Annotated in this window: 17 protein-coding genes; 8 read left to right on the forward strand and 9 right to left on the reverse strand. The window is 51.3% G+C overall.

Features of this window, described 5'->3' with window-relative positions; translation table 11 throughout:
- The first annotated feature begins 9 nt into the window (after positions 1–9).
- The 3 genes from ACGHTT_RS16910 to ACGHTT_RS16920 are packed head-to-tail and all read left to right on the forward strand — an operon-like array spanning position 10 to position 2620.
- Positions 10–498 (forward strand): TRAP transporter small permease, encoded by a 489-nt coding sequence (locus tag ACGHTT_RS16910; RefSeq protein WP_390592145.1) that lies wholly within the window; start codon positions 10–12, stop codon positions 496–498.
- A gap of 18 nt (positions 499–516) precedes the next feature.
- Complete coding sequence (locus ACGHTT_RS16915) at positions 517–1815, forward strand: TRAP transporter large permease (RefSeq protein ID WP_390592146.1); 1299 nt, start codon at positions 517–519, stop codon at positions 1813–1815.
- Positions 1816–1855: 40 nt separating this feature from the next.
- A complete protein-coding gene (locus ACGHTT_RS16920) occupies positions 1856–2620 on the forward strand; it encodes a rhamnogalacturonan acetylesterase (protein WP_390592147.1) in 765 nt (254 codons plus the stop codon).
- Positions 2621–2633: 13 nt separating this feature from the next.
- Here ACGHTT_RS16920 and ACGHTT_RS16925 read toward each other — a convergent pair whose 3' ends face one another.
- The 8 genes from ACGHTT_RS16925 to ACGHTT_RS16960 all read right to left on the reverse strand — a co-directional run bounded on the left by ACGHTT_RS16925 (position 2634) and on the right by ACGHTT_RS16960 (position 14173).
- On the reverse strand, positions 2634–3935 hold the full coding sequence (locus tag ACGHTT_RS16925) for a right-handed parallel beta-helix repeat-containing protein (RefSeq protein ID WP_390592149.1): 1302 nt from the start codon (positions 3933–3935) through the stop codon (positions 2634–2636).
- 16 nt (positions 3936–3951) lie between these two features.
- On the reverse strand, positions 3952–4338 hold the full coding sequence (locus tag ACGHTT_RS16930; protein ID WP_390592150.1) for a VOC family protein: 387 nt from the start codon (positions 4336–4338) through the stop codon (positions 3952–3954).
- Entirely contained in the window at positions 4335–5525 is a 1191-nt protein-coding gene (pelA, locus tag ACGHTT_RS16935; protein WP_390592151.1) for a pectate lyase, read from the reverse strand. Before pelA ends, ACGHTT_RS16930 begins: the two co-directional genes overlap by 4 nt.
- A gap of 30 nt (positions 5526–5555) precedes the next feature.
- Positions 5556–6485: an alpha/beta hydrolase gene (locus ACGHTT_RS16940; RefSeq protein WP_390592152.1), complete on the reverse strand. Its 930-nt coding sequence runs from the start codon at positions 6483–6485 to the stop codon at positions 5556–5558.
- The gene (locus ACGHTT_RS16945) at positions 6463–6663 is read right to left on the reverse strand and encodes a hypothetical protein (RefSeq protein WP_390592153.1); all 201 of its coding nucleotides are present in this window, start codon (positions 6661–6663) and stop codon (positions 6463–6465) included. The genes ACGHTT_RS16940 and ACGHTT_RS16945 overlap by 23 nt, the downstream gene beginning before the upstream one ends.
- 134 nt (positions 6664–6797) lie before the next feature.
- Positions 6798–8525, reverse strand: coding sequence for a polysaccharide lyase family 1 protein (locus ACGHTT_RS16950; protein WP_390592154.1), 1728 nt, complete (start codon positions 8523–8525; stop codon positions 6798–6800).
- 77 nt (positions 8526–8602) lie between these two features.
- Entirely contained in the window at positions 8603–11593 is a 2991-nt protein-coding gene (locus ACGHTT_RS16955) for a TonB-dependent receptor (protein ID WP_390592155.1), read from the reverse strand.
- A 54-nt stretch (positions 11594–11647) separates the two neighbouring features.
- Entirely contained in the window at positions 11648–14173 is a 2526-nt protein-coding gene (locus tag ACGHTT_RS16960) for a hypothetical protein (protein ID WP_390592156.1), read from the reverse strand.
- Positions 14174–15018: 845 nt separating this feature from the next.
- On the opposite strand from ACGHTT_RS16960, the gene ACGHTT_RS16965 reads away from it, so the two are divergent.
- Complete coding sequence (locus ACGHTT_RS16965) at positions 15019–18591, forward strand: pectate trisaccharide-lyase (RefSeq protein WP_390592157.1); 3573 nt, start codon at positions 15019–15021, stop codon at positions 18589–18591.
- 108 nt (positions 18592–18699) lie between these two features.
- On the opposite strand, the gene ACGHTT_RS16970 is transcribed toward ACGHTT_RS16965, so the two are convergent.
- Positions 18700–20952 (reverse strand): hypothetical protein, encoded by a 2253-nt coding sequence (locus ACGHTT_RS16970; protein WP_390592158.1) that lies wholly within the window; start codon positions 20950–20952, stop codon positions 18700–18702.
- 780 nt (positions 20953–21732) lie between these two features.
- Between ACGHTT_RS16970 and ACGHTT_RS16975 the strand changes: the two genes are divergently transcribed.
- From ACGHTT_RS16975 to ACGHTT_RS16990, 4 genes are read left to right on the forward strand one after another with little or no spacing between them, the layout of a single operon-like run.
- A complete protein-coding gene (locus tag ACGHTT_RS16975) occupies positions 21733–23130 on the forward strand; it encodes a hypothetical protein (RefSeq protein WP_390592159.1) in 1398 nt (465 codons plus the stop codon).
- Between the two features lie 28 nt (positions 23131–23158).
- Positions 23159–24235 carry a phosphoribosylaminoimidazolesuccinocarboxamide synthase gene (locus tag ACGHTT_RS16980; RefSeq protein WP_390592160.1) on the forward strand — a complete coding sequence of 359 codons (1077 nt, stop codon included), beginning with the start codon at positions 23159–23161 and terminating at the stop codon, positions 24233–24235.
- Positions 24220–24528, forward strand: coding sequence for a hypothetical protein (locus ACGHTT_RS16985; RefSeq protein WP_390592161.1), 309 nt, complete (start codon positions 24220–24222; stop codon positions 24526–24528). Before ACGHTT_RS16980 ends, ACGHTT_RS16985 begins: the two co-directional genes overlap by 16 nt.
- A 23-nt stretch (positions 24529–24551) precedes the next feature.
- Entirely contained in the window at positions 24552–25088 is a 537-nt protein-coding gene (locus tag ACGHTT_RS16990; RefSeq protein WP_390592162.1) for a hypothetical protein, read from the forward strand.
- Positions 25089–25121 lie beyond the last annotated feature (33 nt).

Raw genomic sequence — 25121 nt, forward strand, 5'->3', positions numbered from 1 at the left:
GGGTGACCCGTGAAAAACGCCTTAAAAATAATCGACACTGGTTTATACCTCGCGCTGGCGTTACTCATGACCGCTATCGTCTTAGATGTTAGCTGGCAGGTGATTACACGCTTCGTCATGACCAAGCCCAGTTCTTACACCGAGGAGCTCGCCGGCTTCCTACTGATTTGGATTGGCATCTTAGGAGCTGCATACGCTTTTCGATTGAAAGCCCACCTAGGTTTAGATCTAGTGACCGCTAAATTGACCGGCACGCGCGCGCAAGTCATAGAAATCATTGGCTGGGTTGTGTGCTTTATATTCAGCGCCGCCGTGATGGTTTACGGTGGCTTACGCCTAGTACTTCTCACCCTTGAGCTGAACCAAATCTCTGCTGCTTTGGGTGTGAAAATGGGCTACGTCTATTGCGCCGTACCTCTCAGTGGCCTACTCATTTGTTTATACAGCCTCGTATTTATCGCCGAAGCCTTTGGCCAGCGCCAAAGCCAGCCCATCTAATTTCGATTCGAGAAGATCATGGAACTCACTGTACTGGTATTACTCATTAGCTTCGTTGTCTTGCTGTTTATCAACGTGCCCATTTCTATTTGCATTGGTGTTGCAACATTACTCACCATGCTTTTTACCATCGATGGCGGCCCTGCGGTGACGACCATAGCCCAACGTATGGCGGGCGGCATAGAAAGCTTTTCCCTGCTCGCCATTCCGTTTTTTATTCTATCGGGCATGCTCATGGGCCAAGGCGGTATTGCGCGGCGCTTAATCAACTTTGCCAAGGTACTGATTGGCATGTTGCCGGGTGGGTTGGCCTATGTGAATGTTGTTGCTTGCGCGTTATTCGGCGCTATTTCAGGTTCGGCTGTGGCGGCAACCAGTGCCATTGGCGGCTTCATGATTCCGATTATGAACAAAGAAGGCTACGACAAAGGGTTTAACGCCGCCGTCACTGTTGCCTCCTCTACCTCGGGCATGCTCATTCCACCGTCTAACATTCTCATTGTCTACTCACTGGCCAGCGGCGGCGTCTCCATTGCGGCACTGTTTATTGCCGGCTACATACCGGGTATTTTAATCGCGCTATCGCTCATGGCCGTGTGTGGCATTTGGGCAAAAATAAAAGGCTATCCCGTGGGCGAGCGCACGAGTTTAAAAGACAGTATAAAAATAGCCTTTGACGCCATACCAAGTTTATTTTTAATTTTCCTTATCATAGGAGGCATAGTCGGTGGTTATTTCACTGCTACCGAAGCCAGTGCCATTGCAGTACTCTACTCCTTCGCGCTCTCGGTATTGATCTATCGCGAAGTGAAAATCATTCAGGTGCCCGACATACTGGTCAATTCCGCGGTCACCACTGCCATCGTTATGTTTCTGATCGGCACTTCCACGGCGATGTCGTGGATTCTATCCTACGAGAATATTCCCCAATCCATTAGCGATGCCATGATGGCGTTAAGCGATAACCCCATCATCATTCTACTCACCATCAATCTTATTCTATTAGCCGTGGGTATATTTATGGATATGACGCCAGCGGTACTCATTTTCACGCCGATATTTTTACCCGTGGTTACCGCCCTTGGTATGTCGCCTTTGCACTTTGGCATCATGATGGTGTTGAATCTATGTATCGGCTTGTGCACGCCTCCGGTGGGCAGCGTACTCTTCGTTGGTGCCAGTATCGCGAAGATCAGTATCGCGAAACTCATTAAACCTCTACTGCCCATGTACGCTGCGATGTTTTTCGTTTTGTTGCTTGTAACCTTTATACCGGTATTGTCAGAATTTTTACCCAAGGCTTTCGGTCTTTACTAATCTTTGAGCGATAACGAGTTTGCTACCGATGAAAACAACCATGAGAAAAATAAAATCGCGTTGGGTTTTAACCTTAGCGTTTAGTCTTTTCCCCTTAAGCGTTGTAGCCGAGCCAGTAACACTACATCTGGCTGGCGACTCCACCATGGCAGAGAAAGACCCTAAAGATTACCCAGAAACTGGCTGGGGGCAACCCTTTAGCGTTTTCTTCGATAGCGATACGAAAGTGATTAACTACGCCAAAAATGGTCGCAGCACCCGCACGTTTAAAAGTGAAGGACGCTGGAAAAAACTCCTAGGTGCCGTAACACCTGGTGACTATGTATTTATTCAGTTCGGCCATAACGATGAATCTTTACATAAGAAAGATCGCTACACCACACCCGAAACGTTTTACAATAATCTGGCCGAATTCGTCCAAGATACTCGGGCCAAAAAAGCCACTCCGATTCTCCTCACACCCGTCACGCGGCGCTATTTTGACGGCAAGGTCATCAATGAAACCCATGCCGAGTATTCAGCGCTCACGCGTAAATTAGCCGTGGAAAAAAAGCTTGCGCTGATTGACATGGACACCCTAACGCGCGCCCACTTCAGCGCCCAAGGTGATGAACTTTCTAAGCTACGATTTATGCATCTCGCACCGGGCCTACACCCGAACTACCCCAAAGGCGTTACTGACGACACCCACTTCAATGAATTAGGTGCACGGGAAGCCGCACAATTGGTACTGCAGGATTTGATTCGACAAGATCACCCGCTCGCACAGCGCTTACGCCTGCCGGACCCAAAACACCTTCAGTAAAATTACAGTGCTGCTATTGGCCGGCTTGATTCTCAAAACTCGATAACCATGCGGCGACATTATGCAAGGGTACGTCGAGCTTACGATAGCGGGTCGGGTATTTTGGATAACCGCCAACCTGATCTTGGCTATCGATAATTGTACCTGTGCCATTAAGCACTGAATCTATAATGCGACGATCAATAGGATCTCTATCCCACGGTCGGGCGCCAACGCTTTTCAACACGTGTTGCTGCAGCGCAGACACCGCTATTGCCTGTAGGTTTTTTGGCCAAACGGGTGGAGCTTCTAATCGGTTAATGTGCCCCTGCAACTGCGGCATCGCAGCGCCATCAAGATTCACCACTTGATTGTCGAGTGAATAAATGTCGCCTTGATAAGCCACTAACGGCAAATCGGAATAACTACTCAGTCCATAAATAAGGCGATTGCCAACAACGGCCAAACGTGGATTCTTTGGCTTGAATGTCGATTGCTGATATTCCTCCTCAATGTAACCCACTTGCACCGCCGCGTTGCCGAGATCGTACATCAGGTTATTCACCACTACACCGGAGGTATGGCCTTTGAAATAGGGATTACGACGATCATTGTGTGCGAACAGATTACCAATCACCGCCACATCTTGGACAAAGTCATGCACTAATAAACCCTTTGAATGCTTACCCTTTTTATGGGTCGCGGCGTCTAGGGCTTCGGCAATGATAGAGCGACTAAAGGTGATGCGCTTCGAAGTAAAATTGTGCCCCTTGTCGCGCGGACCAGACGCCGAGAGATTTTCATCCACAGCCCAAGATATCGAACAGTGGTCAATGTGCACGTCGTGCGCAAAGGCGCCAGACACCGAAATACCGTCTGGGTCCCAGCCCGAGCGCGCCGGCTCATTATTATCGCCCGGCCTAACCATCAAATGGCGAATGCGCACATCGTGTGTTTTTATCACAATGCCAGCGCGAATCAACGTAATACCCGGCGCCGGTGCAGTTTCGCCCGCAATAGTTAGGTAGGGCTCATCAATCACCAGTGACTGCTTCGCCAAATCAATCACACCACCCACCTCAAACACAATAAGGCGTTTACCCTTTTGATTTAACGCCCAGCGCAGTGAGCCTTGGCCATCGTTTTGGGTGTTGGTCACTTTAATAACGGCGCCGCCCATGCCACCTGGCGTATCCATCCCAAAACCGGATACGCCGTCTAACAGGGAGACAAGATTTTCAGCCCAAACATTCGGTGCTGCGAAACCTGCTAGTAATGTCCACGCTAGGAAACCTTGAACGCTTGCACGGCGGAAAAGAACAAAAATAACGGACATAGATAGACTCCATTCATTAAAGCATGGGCCTGCCACGGCGACATAATTGAATTGAAAAACCCCAGGGATCTTTCAACATTTTTAAATGCGATCCATCTTTGAGCTTTACGTCGTCCACTTCGCGCGCGCCGGCGCCAATCAAACGTTTTGCATCCGCCTCCGGATCAGCAGAAACAAAGGCCAGATGAACCAGCAGTGGGTCCATTGCTTGGTAGTCGGGCACCTGATCAGCTGGGTTACAATAAATTTCAATCATCACCTGGCCCGAGCTATCGGCTAAAAAATGCGTGTGTGGCGCCTGTGTAAATTTATGTTTTACGGTAAAACCCAAATGCTCACAGTACCAAGCCGCGATGGCGATTGGGTCTAGCACATTGAAGGCAAAATGTTCTATTTTCATCATGAACTCGGTGAGCTAGCACCTGACTCCGGCGTTTGAATGTGTGCGGTCTTCCATTGCTGGAATTTGGTCAAGGCCTTGCTTGCGCCGGTAGAATACCAAGCATAGCCCTGCCTTCGCTCCAAACTAATGCGCTCGACTCGATCGTAAACTTGGCCATCGCGATCGCCAAAAATAGGTTCTCCAGTGGTCAAACTGTAGAAACGCGACCACAGGGGTTTGGCTTGTTCGTCGTCCACCAGCTTGCCTAACTGCCTATCGTAACGCTTACCGACGATGCGCTTTGCTTCCAGCCAAGTGGCGGCATCAGTGACGGCCTGTACAACGACCGCAGGGGGCGACGGCAACGCCATTAAGAACAGCATAATTTCAGCGCTCTCCTGAGATGACAAAGCCGGCATCTCATAGGCTCTAGCCTGCGCCGGCTGTAAACTGAATGCATCGTGCTGCGCGCCCCATCCCAAAAATGTTTTACTGGGTTCGAAAAAATATTGCGTCATTAAAATACAGTTGACGCCCTTCAGCAGCGCTGCTTGGGCGAGTTCTTGCTTTTCCTGCGCCAACCATGGGTAGTCGCGCTGCGCGACCGACAACAACAGCTCAAGAATATTGACCATGGATTTGTCGTTATAGGTGATGTGGTTGTGATAACCGCCATCCAAAGGAAAGCTTTGCGGCCAACAACCCTGAGGCATTTGCGCGTTGATAACAAGATCAAGCCCGCGCTTAAAACTGGTCGCGTATCTTTCATCGCCCGTTGCACTAAACGCTTTTGCCAACACACGCATTTGTGTTGTAGTGGCGTAATTATCAAAGGTAGGTTGATAACTTTTTTCCGCACCCCATGCCTCGCCCCTGCGTCTGGGGCGCTGCCCCATGTCGACGCGCTTGGACCAACCACCGGAGGGCGTTTGAAAACTGAGAATAATATCGGCAATGGCTTTGCCTTCCGCTGTCTTGAATGCCGCTTCGGGCAATTCCGCGTCAAAGCCAAAACGCTCAGCCTTCGGTGGTTTAGCTGCTTTTCTATTGTGCTCTAGTTCTTTGGCTAGCGTTTTTTGATCTTTGCGCTTTAATGTGCTGGAGAGTTCGAAGTAGGCCTGCCACTGCGCGCTTATGTCTTGCTCAGGCTGCGCAACGCAGGGATAAACCCATGTACACGACAGCACAATTGTTAAGAAAATTTTCATAGTTCCACTAACTGCTTTTTGCGTTAAAAATTAGCGCTCGTCATCCGGCATAGACACAGCCAATGCCGACAACCGGGCTTGTAAAAATTGTTCGATAACCGCGACAGTTTCGCTGGCCCAAGGCTCAAATAGCCAAAAACTGTGCGGCGCTTGTTTGAACTCATGCCGACGATTAACCACCCCCAAGGCCGTGAGCTTAGCTTGCATTGCCTCCACGCCGGCGCTGAACCTTGGCTCGCCGCCGGTAATAAACAACATGGGCGGCGCATGTTTATGCACAGCGTTAATAGGCGACGCTTGGCGCCATATTTCAGGAATCGCTTCATAGCGACCACCGAGCCAAGCGCTGGCCGCGGTGACGTCGCGCGCGGGATCGTTTTCAAAGGCTAGCGCTAGCGGCGTCGTAAAATCCGATAGACCATCGACATTGATAATGCCCTGCACCGGCCACTGCAACCCAACCAATGCCGCCAACTGCCCACCAGCAGAACCGCCCGCGATAAATAGCGCGCGGGTATTTATACCCAGTTCTGCGGCGCTTGCTCGGATAGATTCAAGCGCGGCAATTAAATCATTCCCTGCTGCGGGATAGCGCGCCTGCGGCGACAATCGATAAGACACCGTCATCGCAACATAACCACGCTGAGCAAGCGCGTAGGCAATTGGCTGCCAAAGTCTGCGCTCACCCGAATTCCAGCCGCCACCGTGCACCAACAATATCGCAGGCCTAAGGTGCTGATCCGGCAAACGGTAAACATCCATGCCAAGTTGATAGCTTTCGCTATAGGTCCGATAACTTTTTTGCACGACACCAGGAGACACCACATAGGGCGTGGCCTGGGGAAAGCGCGCTTGAATTTTTTCCAAGGTTGAATGCACGCTATATTCTGCCTTGGCAGCCATTGCGAGCAGTGCCAAGCTAAAAGCAACGATTGAATTACTGATCCAGCGCATTGGCATAGGGCTGATCCCTGTCGTTAGGCGCATGCCCCACAATTTTAGATGAGGCGACATGAACACCATCTTCTACTGCAGCCACTGCAAAGTCAGATTGAAAATCATCGGTGCTCGCCCAAAGACCCAGCACCAACATCATTAACACACAAGACAATATTCTTGCGCGCGCCTTAGACCGCATACGGTCACCCCCATAGGTCATCTCTCGGCCTAAACATGCCACAAAACTCGTAGCCTAATGAAGCGCGCCGAATTATTGCCCGCTGCGTTATCGCCGCGGAGGCGTTTTGAAACCAACGCCGCTAGCTTCAAAACTTAAGGCGCCAATTCAATCAAAAAGTCATCAAGTTGAATGGTACCGCTGCCTTCAGTGCGCAAAGTAATAAACGATGTGCTAGAAGCCAACTTTCCGTTAATCACGTAAGTTTGCCCCGCCACTAGATCGCCTAGCGCAATGTCGTGAAAACGCGAAGCGCCACCCCAAATAGACTGACTACTCGAGGCCGTGTTGTTATCGACAAAGAGCTGAAACTTTTTTGTCATATCGCCGGCAACATTTACCACTGTAAAACTCACCGTGTAGGCCGCCGACAAATCGAACACGCCGGTTGTCGCCGTATCACCCGCGCTGGTGCTTACGCCAGGGGTTGTATTGCCAATACTGACCCGCGCACCGGTTAAACTGAGCGCGCCGCTAGCAAGCGTTGCCGTGCCGGTGACTTTATAATTCATCGCGACACCCGCACCCGGTCCACCCGATACATCTCGATAGCTGTTGCTAAAAAAAGTCGCCGTATCGGGTGCAAAGTTTTCACCGTAAGGCAGAGCCACGTCCTCGATGATAACCTCTTCAGGTACCGGCACCTCATCACTCGGCGTCACAGGTGCAGGAATATCCAGTTGTGATTGGTCAATTTTCCCCACACCGGCATTGGCAATGATTTTCGCTTTTAAATTTTCAACCGCATCGAGGTTATAGGTATAAGGCACCGTATAGCTGGATGTCGAATTACCACTTTGCGCGGTAATATCGGTGCCATTGTTAGACGACCAGGTGACGCCATTGCCCATCACGTTGCCGGCGATATGCCAGTAGCCCACCATAGGCGAATAGAAAGACACGATTGGGTTATGAGTGTTTTCAAAAATATTATTCTCAATCAACATTTCGGCACCCTGCCGGGTATTCACTGCTGACGAGTCAATATTGTTAAAATAGTTGTTGTATACATGGCCTTTGCCATGACGATAAAGCGGAACGCGAGCCGATAAATTTTCAAACCGGTTGTGATGAAAGGTCACTAGGCGATCGGTGTCGGGGTTGGTGTCATTTTCCGTATGCCCATGCAGTGAGGTTTTCCACGCATCATGTAAATAATTATTAGAAATGGTGACTAATTTCGCGCCATTTTTAGTATCAATCAAACCATCGTAATAATCTTTATCCACATTGAGCGAATTATACAATTCGCAATGATCAATCCAAATATGGCTAGTTGTGCTGCCATCGTCATCGCCTTCGATACCAATAGCATCGCGCTCTTGGCCCGGCCAGGCTTCGTGAAAGGTGAGGTTCTGCACGATAATGTTATTGGCGCGGCGAATAATTAAACCGATACCGTCGAATTCACCCTTAGCCCCCACGCCGATGAGCGAGACATTGTTCATGTCTTTAATCGCAATATCGAGATTTGTGCCGCCATTATTAAACGGCGTAATGACGCCGTCGATATAGAGGGTAATGGGTTGGCCTGCCGCCTTTGCCTCGTCTAATTTTGCTTGTAAATCCAAACCATTATTGACGGTATACACCAAACCATAGGCGCCGCCGGTCAGGTCGTAATTGAAACCGGCAAAACCGCCGTCGGTCAATGTGATGGGTGTTGGTGTTGGTGTTGGTGTTGGTGTTGGTGTTGGTGTCGATGTAGGCGTTGGTGTCGCGGTCTGGTCACCAGAACCCGAGCCGCCGCCGCCGCAGGCGGTAACGCCCAGGCCTAACAGCAACGCAAGGGCAATGGGGCGCGCAATCCTGGATTCACGCATGAAATATCTCCGGTTAGAAAGCCCGACTCATTGCCGGGCTTTCTTGTTGATGGGGAAATAATGGGCTTCAGGTCCGATTAGAAATCCAGGTTGGCGCCAATCTGGTAGCCGCGGCCGTATTGCTCGATGTTGAACAACATTCTGCCGCCGGCATCCGGATCGCCTTCGAAGTAGTAGCTGTCCCTGGCTCCCGTCAGATTGATGGCATCAAAGTAAATCCTGACGCCCTGGGCGACTTTCCACGTGGCCTTGAAATCAAGGGTGGTGCTCGCCGCCTGATACACGTCGGCCCAAGCCTGGCAGTTCTGGGTGTAACCCAAGCCCGCATCAGCGGCCAGATCGTCGGCCGTACAGGCGCCTATACGCTTGAGAATGTCGCCGGTGTAGTTGGCAATCAGGCGCGCCGACACTGTGTCGTTTTCCCAGCCCAAAGTTAGGTTACCGGCGGTGTTGGCGGTTTCCGGCAGGCGGATGCTGTCCACCCGCACTGTGTCACCCACGTCGCCCTCGCTGTCCTGCAAGGTCAGGTTGGCTTGCAGGAACAGGTTGTCGAGCCAGCGCCCCACGGCGTGATCTTCCCAGCGACCGTCTAGGTACTGGGTGTAGCTCAGCTCGGCGCCGTACACATGGGCCGACTCACCGTTTAAGAAGGTGCGTACATTGGTGAGCGTGGTATCGGGCAGAATGGTGAATTGGGTCACCTGATCGAGCGGCAATTCAAAGGGCAAGTCGGTGCCAATGTTCAGGTCGACGCCGTTGGCATCCACAATAAAGTCCTTGATGTCTTTATAGAACAGCGCAGCCTGCAGGAAGGTGTCGTCGCCATACCAAGACAGAGACAGGTCGATGTTGGTGGCCTTCATGGGCTCCAGTGACGGGTTGCCAATACTGACCGCATTGTTGGCCGACAGCACAAACCATTCGGCCTGATAATCCACGTCGCCGTTGGTGGAACCTATCTGGTTCGGGTCATCGTTACAGATCACGGTGCCGGTGTAAGCCGGATCTGTATTGCACAGTTCAACCCGATCAGTGATTTCAAAGTAGGCGCGACTCTTGCCGAAATCCGGCCGGCTGAAACTGGTCCAGATAGCCGCGCGCGCCAGAAGCTTATCGCTCAATTCGTGCCGGTAGTGCAACGCTGGCAGGAAATTGCTGTATTGGTTTTTGACATCATCTAAGAGCAAGGCGATGTCGAGCGACTCCAGCCCTTGAGAATCCTCGTTGCGGTCGTTGCGCATGGCCATGTAGCCGGTGGAATCAAACCAGGTGCGCTCGTAGCGGGCGCCGGCAATCAAGGTGCCACCATCGGTGACCTGAAATTCTGCCATCAGGTAGGCAGCTGCCGAGTCTTCGTTGAGCTCGTAATCCAGCCTGACGGAGTCAATTTCATTTTCGTCCGAGTCGTAGTTATCACCGATGGCGCGGGTGCTGGCAATCAACCGCTCCGCTTCCGACCGGGTAATAATGAAGTGGTCGAAGTCGGCATTTTCCGGCCGGTAGGTGTCGAACTCGCTCAGTCGAGCACCGGCCAGTGCCACACACTCTAGGTCGCCGTTACAACCGGCTACGGCGCGATCACCCGGTACAATGCTGGCGCGGTTGCGGTCGCTGCTGCGGTTGCGCTGCTGCCCGCGGATCCCGAATTTAACGTAGTTAAGCAAGCCGCCGTCGGTCCAGTCGCGGCGCAGATTCAAGGTGAGCTGATCCACCGCATCTTCGCGCAGACTCTGCTCCAAAAACAGGTTGTCGTAACCCAGATTGGGCTGCATGGCCTGGCCATACTGGTAGCCGTTGGGGTTCGAAATAGCGCCGGTGCTAATGCTGCCGGTGTCGATTAACTCAGTCAGCTGGGTACCGGAAATAATCTGGCCGTTGATGAAATCGTCGCCGTACTGGCCCAACGAAGACAGCTCGCGCAATCGGAACTGCACGCGCCGACCATCAGGTTTTTCATCTTCGCTGCGCGACATCACTAGGTCATAGTCCACCCACCAACCATCGGCCAAACTGTTTTCACCGCCGATAGTGAAGGTGTTGGTAGTGACTTCGGATTGCTGGATAAAGTACTGCTGTTGCAGGTCGACACTGTCCAGACCAAAGGTCTGTTGGTCTTCGTCTAGGTAAAGCTTGCTGGTGCTGCTATCCAGGTTGTAGCGATAGTATTCGCGCAGGGCGATATCGTCATCGGCGTAACTGGTGTGGTTTAACCGGACATGGTAGCGGTTGTCGGCGTCGGGTTGGTATTCCAGGTTCAGCAAACCGGTAACCCGTTCGCGCTCGGCGTTTTCCTGGAAGTTAGTAAATTCCCAAGGAATCAGAATGCGGTTCTGGCCATCATCGCCATACACCGGCAGGGTGGTGTCGTGGTGTTTGGTTTGGTAGCCCTGAGTGATGCGATTTTCCCAGGAGGCGGTATAGGCCAAGCCAAGGGTGTTATCCATGAACAGGTTGGTACCCTGCACGGTGATTTTAGGCGAGTGGTCCTCGGCCTGTTCACTGTAATAATCCTGCAGCGTTAGCTTGAAACTGTCCTTGCCGCGATCGAGCGCCGACAGGGTCCTGACGTTGATCATGCCGCCGATGGCATCCAGATTCATGTCCGGGGTCAGGGATTTGTTCACCTCGATGGACTGCAGTACGTCAGAGGGTAAGCTATCTAGGGAAAAGGCGCGATCTTCCAAGTCGCCGCTACTGCCGCCGCCAGCATTGGCCAGCGAACCGCCGTCCATCTGCACGCTCACCATACCTGGGCCTAGGCCGCGCAGGCTGACAAACTTGCCCTCGCCCTCGCCCCGCTGCAGGGTGATGCCGGGCATGCGCTGCAACAATTCCGCCACGTTCTGGGCGGAGAAGTTACCGGCGTCATCCTGGGTCACCACGGAACTGAAGTTGTCTTTATTTCGTTCGGCTTCGCGGGCATTTTCGTCGGCCGCGCGCACGCCTTCTACCACCACTTCCTCTAGGCCTTGGCCGGCCATGTCTTCGCTTTGCTGCGCCATTGCCTGGGCGCTGATTAACGCCACCGCCAACGGCAGTAATTTCATGGATGTATTCAGGATTTTCATGATGCTCTGTTCACCTCTGGAATTATTGTTGGCGCGGCCGAGCCGCGCGCTTTATTACTGGAGCTCGACTTTAAAATTGTCGATCGTGATGGGCGCCGTGACGCCGCTGTCGCAGCGCAGCTGTATGAAGGACATGGCGGTGCCCACGCTGCTGGCGATAGACACAGTACCGGTAGCGCTATCGTCGTCGGTTATCGTGGCCACGGTTTTCTCAAATATTTTTGAGCTGCCGCCGTGCTGCGAGCTGGACGAGCTAGAGGTGTTGTTATCCACATAGACCTGGCATTTGCCAGTGCTGGTACCGTCGTTTCCATTAGCCGTCACATCAAAGCTGATCACGTAAGGCTGACTTAAATCCAAGTCGCCCTGAGGCACTGAGCCGGCACTTGTGGCCGCGCCCGGATTGCTGTCGCCAAGGCTAAAACGCGCATTGTTGATACTCAGCTGGCCGCCAGCCAGAGTGATGCGCGAACCGCTGCCGGTGACGTTGTAGAAGGCCTTGCCGGCGTCACCGCTAATGCTCTTGTAGGCCGCCGTAAAAAAGTCACTGCTGCTGCCGTCGCCATCGGTGGCGGCATCAAAGCTTTCACTCAAGATCGCCGCCGGTGCGCCAGCGCCTGCATAAAAGCCCAGCTCGCCGATGCTGGCTGGCAGCTCGCCCACCAGGTCGTCCGCGCTCATGGCCGCCACTGCCGCATCGTTGGACCACAACAACCAGTCCACCTTGGCGAAATAGCTGCTAGAGGCATCCTCACCAATGCGCAACCGGTTGGCGCCACCGCCACCGCTGCGACCGGTGCCCAACACCGCTAGATCGCCCAGCATGGCGCCGCTGAGTTGCTCAGAAATATTGATGCCGTCGCGGTAGACGCTAGCGCTGATATTTTTGCCGTCCACCACACTGACGTCAGTTGGGTCCGTGACGATGTAGTTGATCTGGTAGATGTGGTAGTCGTCGGCCATAGTCAGGTCGGCTTCAGCGTTGGCCGAGCCATCCTGAAAGCGTTCCAACTGAAAGCGGCCATCGGCACCTTGGTCGGGCCTTAGCAGTACTTTCACGCGCGCATCGCTGGGCGCGGCAAACGCGGTTTCCAGTTCCAGGCCACGGGCCGGGCTGGCCGATACATCGACGCGCGCCAGCAGCGTGAAATACTGCGGATAACCGTCGGCATCGGCCACCACGCCGGTGATGTCGCCCTTGCTGCGGGCGCCACTATCCGCGCTGGTATCCAGTGTTGCAGTGCCGTCGTTGTTGGCGCTGAACAGGATGTCGGTGTCGGCGTAAGTTAGGCTGCCAGTGCTATTGGCTTTCAGCACCAGTGCGCCGCTGCTTTCTGGGCTGATGCAGCCGTCGTACACGCTCCAAGCGATACTGCCGGTGATGTCACCGGGGCTAGTCACCACGCAGCCGAGCGGTGCCACCGGCGTGGCCGAGGCGGCCGCGCTCCAGTCGCTGCTGCCGGCCGAATTGTTGGCGCGCAGAAAGGTAAAGTATTCGGTGCCGTTGGCTAGACTTTCCAGCAGTACCGGCGAGCTGACGTCGAGCATCTGGGTGGCGGCACTGACGTCATTGCTGGTCCCCCAAGCTAGATCGTAACTGCCCACGCCCACACCGGTGCTCCAACTGACGGTAATCTGCCCGTCGCCGGCATTAAGTGTGGGTGCATCCGGCACCGCGGGCGCGGTGGCTGGGGCAAACACGCCACAGGTCGGCAGATCGGCCTGGCCATTTTCAGTCTGCGGTTCGACTAATAGGTCATCGATGATAACCGTGCTGCCGCCCTCGACCCGCAACTGCAGGAAGGACGTGGCATTGCCCACCAGCACCGGGCGAATATCTACCGGCGTAGCACCGGGCTCGAGAGTAACATTGCCGGGCACGTTGATTTCTACCCGCTTGCCGGCCACCAGTTGGCTCACCGGCACGTTGAAAATGCGCGAACCGGCGCTGCCGCCGCCCCAGTAGGATTTGCTTTCGCTAGAGCTGTTGTTGTCTACAAACACCTGCATATTGCGACTGCCGCTGGCTTCTTTGACGCAGAAGGAAATGCGGTAGTCAGTGCTCAGGTTCAGCTCGCCCCAGGTGCCGGTGACATCGCCGCTGGTGCTATCTTTTTTGGGGTCGGTGGCATCGATATCGGGCCGGGTTTGGCCCAGACTGAAGCGACCGGTATTGAGCAACAAAGACGGGTTGCCGGCGTCGCTCACAATGCCCAGCTGCTCCAGATTGACCGCCGTGCCCAGCGTTGGGTCGTCACCTTCAAAGAAACAACAGGTGGGATAGTAGAGCGACGGCTGGCTGTCGTCAGGGTTGTCGGTGCTGAGGGCTTTGTAATCGCTACTGAAGAAACTGATGGTATCGGCTTCGTCGAAACCAACGAACAGACCGTCGCCGAAGTTTTCGCTCAGAATAATAGGGGGGACTGGCACTTCGCCGCCGTTATCGCCGCCACCAGTACTGGGTGGCGGTACGGGCAACACGTCGCCCTCGCTTTGATGATCACTGCCACTGCCGCCACCGCAGGCGGTTAAACAAGTGAGCAGGATCAGAGATGCCGCGGTCGGGAGCCTGGTATTCATTGCGTGTCCTCGTGAACATTTTTATTGTCTTCAGCCTGCGCCAGCCACTCGGCACGAGCTTACCACTTTGGACTGCCATAATAACCATATTGGCTTTACCAATTCAAGCGCTGTTCACCCGCTTTTTTCCATCCGCTTGCACCACTGACTTTTTATGTTGCTCACCTGAGTCGGACCGGTGCGGTACCAAGCTTAGCCAATTGTCTAGCCCTAGTACCCTAGGACAGCCAAAGCAAGACCAATGGCAAAGCCGATAACCATCTGATAAATAACGCTATTTATCGATAGCCTCGACAGAAAGTCGATAATTCTGGACCGAATCAAAGGAGCTAATTAAGCCTTTAATCGACCACTTTTCATGTGAAAACAGGCCATTTAACGCTAAACGCTTGAGGCCGTTTTACGCTATAAAACCGATGATTGCTCCAACTAGGAGACGATATTAAGCGCCTTAATCTGCCTATAAATAAGGTAATTCCAGCCACTTTCCTCCGAAAAGCAGACAAGCCTCGCAATAAAAATCGCCTACAAATAGATCTAAAAAGTTTACAGTCACGACATAACGCACTAGCATGGCCTTACCAATGGTCTTACCAAAAAAATAAAGGTTGGAATACCTAGCTTGGAAGATCAATAGGTAGGTGAGTGTAGGCGCTTGAGGTAACGCACCTTTTTCACAGCAACTGTGCAACTGTGGAGCGAGCAATCGTCATGATGGTTCATTTGAGCTTTGGGTACATGACCAGCACCGCTTTTAATTTAATCCGTGGACACTGAGGCGGAGCAAAAGCAGGGGTATTCGCTTGGTCCGTCTCGACCGATCACAATAATAATAGGTTCAAAATATGAACGCATTTTCGAGAAAGTCACTCCTTACACTAGCGATTGCATCGGCAAGCCTAGCCATGACCACGCAGAGCTCAGCAGCAATAGAGGGCTATGCCACGCTTAATGGTGGCACTACCGGCGGCGCCGGTGGACAAGTGGTATACGCCAGTACCGGCGCAGAAATTAACGCCGCCATGTGTAACCGCGCAAGCGACAACACACCGCTAACCATTTATGTAACCGGCACCATTAACCATGGCAACACCAGTAAAAGTTCAGGTTCTTGCGACACCACAGGTGAAGAGATTCAATTCAAAGGCGTACGTAATATCTCGCTGATCGGCGTTGGAAACTCGGCCGTTTTTGATCAGATTGGCATTCACCTACGCAACACCTCAAATATTATTTTACAAAACTTACACGTTAAAAATGTAAAAAAGTCGGGCTCACCAACCTCTAATGGTGGCGACGCTATCGGCATGGAAACCGATGTATTCAACGTTTGGGTCGATCACTGCACGCTCGAAGCCTCGGGCGGAGAGAGCGACGGCTACGACTCGCTGCTCGACATGAAGGCGACTACCCAATACGTTACCGTTTCATACACCCACTACCGCAATTCCGGCCGTGGTGGCCTGATGGGCTCAAGCGATAGCGACACGGATAACACCTTCGTCACTTTCCACCACAACTTTTATGAAAATATGGACTCGCGCTTACCGTTGTTACGACATGGTACCGCTCACTCCTATAACAATTATTACGACGGCATCAACAAATCTGGTTTAAACCCACGTATGGGCGGCAAGATAAAAGTTGAAAATAGTTATTTTGAAAATGCCCACAACCCTATTGGCACTTTTTATACAACTGACATGGGTTTCTGGGACTTAAGCGGCAACTACTTCGATGAAGACACCGTGGTGTGGGAGCAAAGCGACAGCGACAAGTGGTTTCCAGCCGGCCCAAACCCCGTATCAACCACATCAATAAGTATTCCCTATAGCTACACATTGGACGCAGTGGCCTGCGTGCCCGATATCGTTCGCAACACCGTAGGCGCGGGCACAGGTCTACTGGAATCAGCAGGTGCATGCGCGGTAACGCCTACTCCGACACCTACTCCGACACCGACACCGACACCTACTCCGACACCGACACCTACTCCGACACCGACACCTACTCCAACGCCGACTCCAACGCCGACTCCAACACCATCTCCGACACCGACGCCAGGTGGCAGCCCGATCGGCAGCAATTTGAGTATCGGCGCAGGTTCAGATGGATCAAGTAAAGCCAGCGGATCAAGCTACGGCAATGTGCGCGATGGCGATCTCTCCAGCTATTGGGCTCCCAGCAGTGCCACAGGACGCATTTCCATTAAGTGGCCCAGCACCACAACCGTGGGCGCGGTCAACATCGTTGAACACGCAAGTGCCGCAGGCAACCTAGGCGCTTGGGAGTTGACCAACAATGACAACGGCACTGTTTTAGCAACGGGTACTGGCCCGGGTCTTGTCACCTTTAACACGGTGAACTTAAGTAAAATTGATCTCAACATTTTAAGCGCTAATGGCGCGCCCGCCATTGCCGAACTAGAGACCTATGTCGGCGCAAATGCAGCGCCAGCTCCCACACCTACACCAACGCCGACGCCAACACCTACACCAACTCCCGTTATCACACCTAAAGGTGGTAATTTAAGTATCGGTGCCGGTGCAGACGGTTCAAGCAAGGCCAGTGGCAGTAGCTACGGCAACGTACTCGACGACAATCTCGCTAGCTACTGGGCACCCAATAGCTCAACTGGTCGCATTTCTGTTAAATGGTCCAGTGCAAAAACTGTTGGCGCCATCGTTATTGTTGAACACGCAAGTGCCGCAGGAAACCTCGGCGATTGGGAGCTTACAAACAATGACAACGGCGCTGTTTTGGCAACGGGTACTGGCCCAGGCTTAGTCGCCTTCGATGCAGTAAGCACACATAAAATTAATCTCAATATTGTAAGCGCCAATGGCACGCCCACGGTGGCGGAACTTAGAACCTATGTCGGCGTAGAAACAACAACACCGGCACCCACTCCAACGCCGACCCCAACACCTACGCCGGTGCCGACACCAACCCCAACCCCAGTACCGACACCTACACCTACACCTACACCTACACCTACACCTACACCAAGCAATGTCGATGCAGATTGTGCGCGCTTGGTGTCCGATGCTTCGGTCAATTGGCGCGAGTCTTCTCAACTGCAAACGGATCAGGAAATTGTTGCCTGTTTGTCGGAATCACTCGGCACGCCGGTCGGCTTTGGCAGTAAGGCAACAGGTGGCCACAACCCCTTGGGGAACAGCAAGCTAGTGGTTATCACCAAAGGCGGTTCAACATCGCCGGAGCAACAAATTCTCGATGCTATCAGCTCCGCCGACCACAACTGGGTTGTGTTTGATAAAGACGACTTTGCCAATGAAACAGCCATCGGCATGTACAAGTTGGGTTGCTCTGACCCAGACGTATTGTCTGCTCTAGGCGGTGCCAGTGTCGCGGAATGTCAAAACCCTGCACTGTGGTGTACCAATCATGGCGTCAGCAGCAATAACTGCGAAGATACCTTCTTTAATGATCGACTAAACGATTCAGATCTCGATGCCCTTAAGCTAAAGATGATCAATTCCAACACCACCATTGATGGCCGTGGCAGCAACGCCTACTTCCTATTTAGTGGTTTCAAAATTGGTTCTGACGCTAGCGGTGCCTCTACACACATGAGCGATAACGTCATCATCACCAACAACCGTTTTGCCGGCGTTGGCCATACCGAGGATCACAATCTCGATCCCGATATGATCCGCTCTACCGGTGAATCGCACGACATCTGGATTCATCAAAACACCTTTGAGCACACCGGTGACTCAGCCTTCGATGTCAAAGTCGGCGCCTATAATCTCACCGTATCGTTCAACAAACTCATCGATGTAAAACGTGCCGCACTGCACGGGTCGAGTGATAGCCGTACCATCAATGCGCAAATCACCTCGACTATCCACAATAACTTGTTTGTCACCAACGATGACATGGTTACCGACAAGAGCATGGATACCTTGCGTCGTGTGCCGTTAATGCGGCGCGGCCAATCGCACATGTTTAACAATGTGTTTTACGGCTATCGGAAGGATGTGTTGAGTGTTCGTGTGGGTGGGCGCATAGCCTTTGAAAACAATATGCTCCTAAACACGGCCAACAATGCCAAAGGTGACGACCTCGACTACTGGCTTGAAAACCTGCTGCGGGATTTCCGCGAAGGCGGGCTAAAAATATCTGGTAGCTCGGTTTGGTATTCAAACACATCGTGTCAGCTGCAAGGCTCACCCGGTGATTTAACGGCGTCTTACGGTAGCACACCGGATATGTTCGCAAGTTACGATGGCACGTCCAAAAACTTAATCAACGCCAATCGCTTCACCGTTGGCAGCGATTTAGCAGATTATGTGTTCGCTACCGCGGGCAAAGGTGGGGTCACACCTTACAACTCCAGCTATTCACAAGGACGCAGCACCATCATCAATAACGCGCCGTCTACGTGTAAATAAAACGTTTGACCTAGGGCTTTTTCCCGCCCAAGAAGCTTTGCCCCGATCTTTGATCGGGGCTTTTTTTCCCGCCGCGTCAACCAAAAAACACTCAACCAACCTATTGCGTTAAGTATGTTTGGAAAATAACTTACGCGTATCTGATTTAACTTTTTCCATAACATGGGCTGCTACTTTGCGTTTCGTCAGCGTTGATTCTAGACTAGTACGGCACTCCTCTGCGCTCTCCCTATCCCCTTGCAACATGAGATCGGACGCAATCGCCGCCAAGGTTTCGTGATAGCGTATATGGCCCAGCGTTTCAGCAACCACCGCGCTATTTTTCAGTAACGACTTTTTCGTTAGCTGAAAACCAGACTTGATATCGGCCTTTTGCTTTTTAAACACAAGCTTATCTTTTTTATCGACATCGAGCAGCGCACAGCTCATCATTTGCGGCTGTACCAAGGCAGCCGCGGCATGCGTCGCCGCGTGTAATGTGCCAAATTTCGCCACCAGTTGGTGCAGAACATCATTGGCGCGGGTTAATACATTGGTGCCGCCAAACGCAAGCGCTCGAGCCACATCATCATCGAAATAGTCTTGCGCCAACACTTGCTCATCATAACTTTTCGGTGGCATAACACTCACTGGCAACCGACTAGACAACACCATCAGACCTTCATGTTCCAGCATGCAAACCACTTCGTAGCGGCCAGGCTCACTGAACAACCAGCCTTCACCACCGGCAAACAATGGCAAGCTGGCATAAATGGCTTTATCGCTATGCAATATAGACACGCCTGGCTTATGGCAATGGTGCGCAAACGGCGTCCAACGCTTTATATTGCCGTTGGGCTGTTTGACCAACACCATGAGATGGGCACCGTCGGTCAACAGCGCCTGATCAAGAATCAGATCCTCATTGCTTACATTGTGCAATTTAAGCTCTAACGTAACCGGCTCCATAAACTCGAATCGCGTTTGAGGCCGGTTTGCCCGCACCGTTAAATGTAAATTACCATTTAATTCATCTTTATCTTCATCGTGCAAACCATGATTGCTAAACCAAGCTTCATTTCCCATCTGCACAAAGCGCGCTGGAGCATGACGCATGAAAAGCAATTCCTCATCGATAAACCGGTAGTCGAAATCGGAGAAAAATGCACTTTGTCCACCCGCCACAAGAAAAGGGTAGTTCATAAAACTTCTTGACTCGCTATCCGAGGTCAATGGCATCCAAGTCGAACCCCACGGTGCGCCTATGTGCTTTTGCCAAGCATGAGCCAAATTAAAGGCGTGACCCATTTCGTGCACCGCAGTCCAAAATTTCATGCGATTTACCCAGGCCGCCGGGTTGGCATCACCCGCAGGCGCATTAGCGATAAAGGAATCGTTAAACATGGCCGTGCCCTGACGGTGATTGGGCCCAATATCGTCGAACATCACGCCACCTAGATTCGAACCCGTTTGATGCCTAGCCGCAAACAGCACCCACATAGCCCATTGCGGCTTATCGGCAAAACGAGACCAATAAGTTTGCATCGCATCGTGCATTTCCATATCGGTCCACAAGTGGTCCGGCCCAGCGCCAGCAATGGGAAGGCCAGCACTACCGGGTGACACCGAAACGTCAAAACCAGCGCGTTGGAATACTTTTTCGATCGATAAATTTTCCGCCGCCAATCCAGCGGGCCTATTTGGGTGTGCATGGGTGTGAATGGTGGTTACAGCGCTTGTGCCGTCTACCACATCGTATTCAAATTCAACTTTGTGATGATAGAGCGATTTGAAACTGAAGGTGCGCACCAAGGAAGGCGCGCCACCGCCATAAAATTTAATCCTCACTGTTTTGGTACCAAACAGTACTGGCTTGGCCTGCACGTCCACATTGGTGTAGGGCAGCAAAGCCGCCTGACCGTCCTTGAACCATATATTTCCCTTCCAGCGATTGGTCGCAATTTTTTTTAAGCTGGCGATCCAATGGGCACGCTCTCTGTTAAGCGTAAATAGGGTGCCACTAACGGTATTTTGTGGAAAGCGACCGTCCGTATCTAAACGCAGCTCCTCTCGCTTAAAGGGAAAGAACGGCAGTGCCAGCGCCTCTGTGTCTAAATTGTACTCCAACTCGTCCGGCTCATCCGTGGAAATCGCCAAGGGCGAGACATCGACACTAGGAATATTGGGAATAGGTAGCGGCCGTCGAGTGGGATAGGGAACAGGCTTCACCGTGCCTTTCATTTTCCATTCGTACAAGCCACTTACTTGAAAAAAAATCGGCAGGAATGGGAAGGGCTTTAACGCATCGGCATCCAGATGCTCTAAGTCTGGCAGCAGGTCTTCCACTGTCTTGGTGCGGTCTGATTCTACGACATGATTCATAGCGCTACTCCTTAGCTAACTTTAGGGGTGCAGCATGCACCTTTTACCAACCAATGCCTGATTATTTTTTTCATCCACTCATACCTTCTATTGAAAATAGGTATAAGAATAATAATCGCAGCAACACTTAAAAAAACAAGATCAATACGGCTGTTAAAGTCTAAAGGAAATAGATCGCTATATATAATATCGTCTGGCTAAAAAGAAACTTATTTTTAGCGAAGATAGCTATGTAGAGAGAAGCGACAAGATAGCCGCAAACGTCTATTAAAATCACAATAATGAGTCAGAAAAAAATTGACCTTTAAATTATTTTATTAATCATGCTAAACCCTAACATCGGCACAAAATACACCAGCATGGCAAGCATAGCCCCTACAAAGATATCGGGATGGATAGATGGGAACACCCAATGCCTCTGCACGAAAGCACCAACTAAACCAGGAAAACCAATATCGGCTCGCTATTTTAGCGTAGTTTTTTACATCAAGTGATTATCATGAAATCACCTGACAGATTAAAAATGAATATCCGAATCGGGCAAGCTAACCATCCCCCCTGCCCTCATTGATCTGCAGAGATAGGCATGCTTTTTACAGCCCCATAAAACATGCTCACTGTTTTTTTTGCTAACAAAAATAAACCCCATAGCGTTAGCGAATCGACTAGAGTTTTTTCTAAGCATCAAGTGTACAGGTGCAGCTACAGCGAGATTTAGGCTTATCTATTTTTACCAAACCAGCAAATTCATACCACTAAGCCACAAGGAAAATGGCGACAATGGAAATCTTAGCGCGCCAAGCAACAGACACCCAAGAAACACCTCAAGCTCTGCCGAGCTTACCTGCGGCAAACAAACCGTTCTTGGCGTATTCACAAATTTTCCTACCCTGTCGCTGGCTTGGCGATCGCGACAAATATGTTAGCTTTGCTTTTCTAGATACCGACCTTCCCTTAACAGCATTCCAGCACCTGCCACAGCGAGCCTTGCGCATAGGTCTGAAAAACCCAAGGGTTATTACCCCCACAATGCTTCGCCTATCGGCTCTATTCCACCCGCTATTTTTTTACGCCGCGAGGCGTAATATCGAAGCTGCCAAGCTAAATAGCCCAGAGTACCCATCCGATCCGCCAGCATTAGCCATCGCCGTAAATGCTGCAGACGACATCTGCTCACCTGCGTACTGGCTCCAGTCAACCATGTTTCTCGCCGGTGTTACCCTAGGTGCGGCGATTATTCAAAACCGTTGGTCTGAAGGCACCATTGACAGCAAATTGTCACGACTTTGGTACGCTGGGGTTTTCGCCCATAAACAACAGCATAATGAACTTGAGTCGCTAGACCTGTGTAATGCCGTTATCGAACTCGTTAAGCAAAGACGGCAAGGTCTTAGCAGCCTAGAGACGTTTATTCAACTCAAAGGGCTTTTCGCGCAGGTAATTAGGTGCCTATCCGCCAAGGTAAGCCACCAAACCCTTACTATGAGCGCCGCTCATCTCGACCAAAAGCAAACGAAAAAATTTGGGTTTATCAACCAGCTGAAGGATCTTTTGGGCGACCAAATTGAAGCAATTATTGTCTATGGGTCATCCATCAATAGCGACGAATTTTCCGACTATGATCTCATTGTTGTCGTTAGAGATGAAACCGATAGCCTCATAAAGCTCGCGGGAAAGAGCCCCACCTACCAAGGCATTGAACTCAATATTGGCATTTACAACCCTGAAAACTTTTTCAACTACCAGCTATTATCTGGAGACAATTTATCAAGCCATGGGCTATGCATCTTTGGCGCCATACCCACGCCCATCAAACCAAGAAACGAATTAATTGTACGGAACTTTAGCTTCGGCTTTGTGCGCATGCGGCAGCTCATAGGCATGTCTAGCTTTGCGGCTGGGAATAGCCTGCATGACGCAAACGACGACAAACGGAACTTATACCAATACTTTGTAAAAATTCCGCTCAATGTTATTCGCGGCATTCAAGGCGCAATCGAAGAGCCGCTTAGCAAAGAGACTGTCATTCAGCTGTGCATTAATAAATTTGGTTTTGACGTTAGAGCGCAAACCCAGCGCTGCCTTAACGGTGAAGCGAGTCAAGCAATAGCTTCAGCCGCGTGGACCACACAAGCAGTGCTCGAAGAATACAACAAACGTTTGGATGTATACCGGTAAGCATTTACTGAAACGCATGGAGGTAGATATGTCGATAACCATTGGCTATAAATTAACGCCAGACAAAGCAAATATTCGAGCCCTAATACACGCACTTGCCGAGCTCAATATCACGCTACAAGCTGTCGCTGTGACAACACCGGTAGAACAGCGGCCCTTTGGTCAGCCGCTGCTGACTCTGCAGCATAAACCCTTGCCAGAATATCACGCGGGTAAATATACCGTTTATCTTCTAGACAGCAGCATGTCTCCGGTTGAGCAGGTCGTCAGGCTCTTGCACTTTAATTTTGATGCACTGCCGCTGGTGGCCGAAGGCGAAAGTAAAATCATCCGAAAGTTAACCAACAATCTCGTCGTTGAAAAATTTAAGCCCTCTGTCTATTCATTTTCGAAGAATCGCTATGGCGATGTCGCCGGTACCGACATTCTACGGGCGCGCTTTTCAGCGGAAGTGTTTCGCAGAATGCAACTGTCAGATAATGCGGCACTAAGACGAAATGCCTTCGTTGCTCTCATTGAGCGAGGCGATGAGGTTTACACAGCGCAACGCTTGGTAGAAAACAGCAATATTGAAGTACGCGTTAAGCGCTATCATATTGGCTCGCCTCTACACAGATATCTGTACACCGAAAATTACGGCAGCACACAAGCCTGTGGTTCAATAATGCGCTGGTCGCGCTTCGACCAGCCCCTCGTATGCTTCGATTGGCGCCATCCATTAACCGATGATAAAGGCAACCGACTCGCCGATGAACCCATCTCCGACGATTACGCCAGCGTATGGCTTAAAGACATGCCATCGGCTAAAGCCTTGGCGCGCTCGAGCTTTCTATTTATCGAAAATTTGTTTCATCAGGCGGGTCTGCAACTTATTGATATTTGTTACTTCGTCGATAAAAGCGGTCATATTCTCTATGGCGAAATTAGTCCAGACTGCATGCGAGTGCGTGAAGTCAACCAAGATTTCGATCGAGTCGACGCCTACGATAAAGATCTTTGGCGGGAGGGAAAATCAGCCCTTACCCTAAAGCAACGGTACGAAGCATTGTATTATCGTGCTTTTTTTCGCGAAAAAAGTAAGGAGGATGTATGCAACAATTATTGACGGTCAAAAACAAATCTCTGAAGATGTCACCAAGCGGCATTATTACACTGCCGGTTTCTGCACGGCGTTGTTTGGGGATGAAAAAGGCTACCAGTGAGCTCGTTTATCTTCAGGTAAAAGACAAGCAGCTTTTCCTGTCTAGCAGCGGAAAGGGTGCGAAAGTTAAGGTTTCACCTAAAGGCAATATCACCCTGGCAGACGAGGCAAAAAAAGTATTGGACGAAAGCAAAGAGCGGCACTATTGGCTGGAGATAAATGACGCCAGCCACAGCGTTGTGCTACACCCATTTTAATTTTGACAAGGTCGCGAGCGCCTATGCAAAACAAGCCGTTTATTCTCGCTGTGGATGGTCACGATGGCACGGGAAAGACCACCCTTACGCGCCGTTTAGCACAAGCACTCAAGGCTGAATATGTCCGGCCCTATGGAGATCCGTACGGGCCGGCACTACTCGAGGCAGCAGATGGGAAAGATTTTACTGCCCTCATTGATGTCGCTAATCAAGCTTACCAGCAGGTGTTGAAGCTGCACGGTGAGAAACCCCTATTAGTTTTTGATCGGCTATGGATCACCTTGTTCACTCTCCTACCCGAAACACACCACCGTCTTTGGACACACCGCCCTGCCACAGCCATTTGTTGGATTGACCTGAACACAACGCTCGCGCGTTTAGCTGATCGAGATGAACAAACCTATCCCAATAGCTGGCATAAGCGATACGTCGAACTCTACCTACACTTAGGTAAACAATATCAATGCACTGTGATTAACACGCAAATAAATGATGAAGAAAAAGCCTTGGCGCTACTTATCGATTGGGCTAGTCGGGAAATTGAGCGCGCAGAAAGGTAACTGCAAGGAATACCGAGCCTCCACGTCAAAGCA

This window comes from Simiduia litorea, from assembly GCF_042853465.1.
Lineage (GTDB): Bacteria > Pseudomonadota > Gammaproteobacteria > Pseudomonadales > Cellvibrionaceae > Simiduia > Simiduia litorea.